The sequence below is a fragment of the Buchnera aphidicola (Pemphigus obesinymphae) genome (assembly GCF_026122815.1).
Classification (GTDB): domain Bacteria; phylum Pseudomonadota; class Gammaproteobacteria; order Enterobacterales; family Enterobacteriaceae; genus Buchnera_C; species Buchnera_C aphidicola_BJ.
Window position 1 is genome coordinate 1 of sequence record NZ_JAIWQW010000023.1, and the last position, 2,865, is coordinate 2,865.

1 protein-coding gene and 3 tRNA genes are annotated in these 2,865 nt (G+C 19.9%); 3 read left to right on the forward strand and 1 reads right to left on the reverse strand.

The genetic code is table 11. The annotated features are described in order from the left end of the window. Positions 1-774: 774 nt before the first annotated feature. Complete coding sequence (gene metF / locus LDP10_RS02755) at positions 775-1,662, reverse strand: methylenetetrahydrofolate reductase (RefSeq protein ID WP_265197223.1); 888 nt, start codon at positions 1,660-1,662, stop codon at positions 775-777. 895 nt (positions 1,663-2,557) lie between these two features. On the opposite strand from metF, the gene LDP10_RS02760 reads away from it, so the two are divergent. The 3 genes from LDP10_RS02760 (at position 2,558) to LDP10_RS02770 (ending at position 2,848) form a co-directional block, all read left to right on the forward strand. After that, positions 2,558-2,630: transfer RNA gene (locus LDP10_RS02760), tRNA-Thr, on the forward strand. Positions 2,631-2,644: 14 nt separating this feature from the next. Next, positions 2,645-2,726: transfer RNA gene (locus LDP10_RS02765), tRNA-Tyr, on the forward strand. Between the two features lie 50 nt (positions 2,727-2,776). Then, positions 2,777-2,848 (forward strand) — tRNA-Gly (locus LDP10_RS02770). The last annotated feature ends 17 nt before the right edge of the window (positions 2,849-2,865 follow it).

The window sequence follows — 2,865 nt, forward strand, 5'->3', positions numbered from 1 at the left end:
AATTCCTTATCTAATAATTTTATAAAAAATTGTTGTATCAAAAATTAATAAATCTAATTTATTAATTAATAAAAATCATAAAAAAATTTTAAAAAATATAAAAATACATTCAATATCAAAAAAAATCAAAATAATGAATTTTAATCAAACATCATGTAATTAAAAATATATAAACATAAAAAATTTTTAGGTATTCTATTGAAATAAATTTCTAAAACCAATTTTATAAATAAGAAATTATTATATACCTTAATATTATTGTAAAAATAAAAAAATATACGTATTTTCTACTAATGTTTATAATAAACAGAAATGTTTAAATAATAAAAAAAAAGTCCTTTTTATAACTTTTACAAATTATATTTTAATACCAATACATTGTCTAAAATAATAAAAAAATAGATTAATATTTTAATTTAAAATACGTTAAAAATAAAAATAAACATTATAAATTAATATACAAAATTTAATTAACTCTATTAATTTTAAAATATTTATTTTTAAATTCCAAAATCATTAATTTTTATCGTAGAATTAATTAATTCTTAAAAATTTATTTGTTAAATCCACTAAAATATAATAAAAAATATTTTATAATTTTTAAAATGTATTTAAGTAATATTTACCATAAAATGAAATAACTTCACCGAAAAATATAAAATATAAATTTATCAATTAAATTCATACATAATAAATAAAAATACTTATCTTTAATATATATCTAACCTAAAAAAATATATCTCATTATTATTTTAATAATAAATTAATTTTAATTTAAAATATTTTTTGTCTTAACATATGACAAACAGCATAAATAACATCTGATCTGTTTAAAGTATAAAAATGAAAATCTTTTACTCCTTCAAAATATAATTTTTTAATCATATTTATTGATATATATGATCCAATTATTTTGCTTGTTTCCAAATCATTATCTAATCCTTCAAACATTTGATGCATAAATATAGGAATATTTACATTAGTCATTTTAGAAAATTGTTTTAATTTTTGAAAATCAAATATTGGGAAAATGCCGGGAATAATTTTAATATTAATACCATTTTTAAAACAAAGATCACGAAAACGCAAATAATATTCTACATCAAAAAAAAATTGAGTAATAGCTCTGTTAGCTCCAGCATCAACTTTTCTTTTTAAATTCATTAAATCAGATAGCGCATCTTTTGCTTCCGGATGAACTTCAGGATAAGCAGCCACTGAAATATCAAAATCAGCAACATCTTTCAATAATTTAACTAAATTTAAAGCATATCTTTTCATTCTTTTCGTTTGTTTTAACTGATCTCCCCGCAACGCTACTACATGTCTAATCCCATTCTTCCAGTAATATTTAGCTATCATTTTTAATTCTTCATCAGTAGCATCTATACATGTTAAATGCGGAGCTACCGAAACGCCTGTACGTTCTTTAATCCCTTTTACGATAGTATAAGTACGATCACGTTCACCACTATTAGCACCATATGTTACTGAAAAAAAAACAGGTTTAAAAACACTTAATTTATTAACAGAAGACCATAATTTTTTTTCTAAAGAAACATTTTTAGGAGGGAAAAATTCAAATGAAATATTTATTTTATCTTCTAAATCTAATAAATTTTGATTAAACATTTCTCTTTTACTTTGATCAATATTTTTCATAATTTTTAATCTCATAAATTATTTTTTAGTAAAATAATATACCCAAAATATAAAATTAATAATCACTCAATATATACAATAATAAATTATAATTTTCGTTGCCAGATATTCTTGATTCAATTTTTGATTAAATCAGAAAAATCAAATTAAAAATTAAATTTTTATCGATATTATTTAATTATTTATATGTAAAAAATCTAATTTACATTTCTATTTAAGCAATAATACTACTTAAAATAGGACTTTAATAATATATATTATATTTCATATAAAATATCAAAAAAAACTCAAAAATATTTTTATAACATAAATTATTGATATTCTTTTAAAACACTAATATTTCTATTCAATAATAGAATAAAATTAATAATTTGGAAAAATATTTCCAACATAAAAATAAAATAAATCTTTAAAAAATATATAAAAATAAAATAATAAAAAATTACAAAAATATTTTAATTAAATTTACAATATTCAGATAAAAAACTACTTAAAAAATCAGTGTTTTATAATTAAATTTAATCTAAAAATAATATGTAAAATATAAGAATATTGTTTAAACATCTTGAACCTATTTATTGTATGTCAATTAATGGTAATCTCGCCAATAAAAAACAAATGAAATATATTCTTTAACACATAAACTTATTGTTTCAAAAATTTAAAAATATTTAAAAAAACTATTAACGTAATACAAATATACATAAAATTGATAATTATTTCTAACATCATACTTTTTTAAAATTATTCGTATGCTCCCTTATAGCAAATTTTGATAAAAAAATATTATAAAAGATTATATATTCCATTTTTTAATTAAAAATATTTTTAAAATTTCTATTGCATAAAAACAAATCCATACGTAATATATATATTTCAGACATATATTCGACAAGCCGGCTTAGCTCAGCAGGTAGAGCAACTGACTTGTAATCAGTAGGTCACCAGTTCGATTCCGGTAGCCGGCATTATAAATAATTAAGGTGGGATTCCCGAGTGGTTAAAGGGAGCAGACTGTAAATCTGCCGTCATAGACTTCGAAGGTTCGAATCCTTCTCCCACCAATATTATATTTTAAGTAAAAATAATATCTTAAATATTTATGATAAATAAAGCGGACATCGTATAAAGGTTATTATCTCAGCCTTCCAAGCTGATGATGCGGGTTCGATTCCCGCTGTCCGCTCAATAAAAATAATAGCT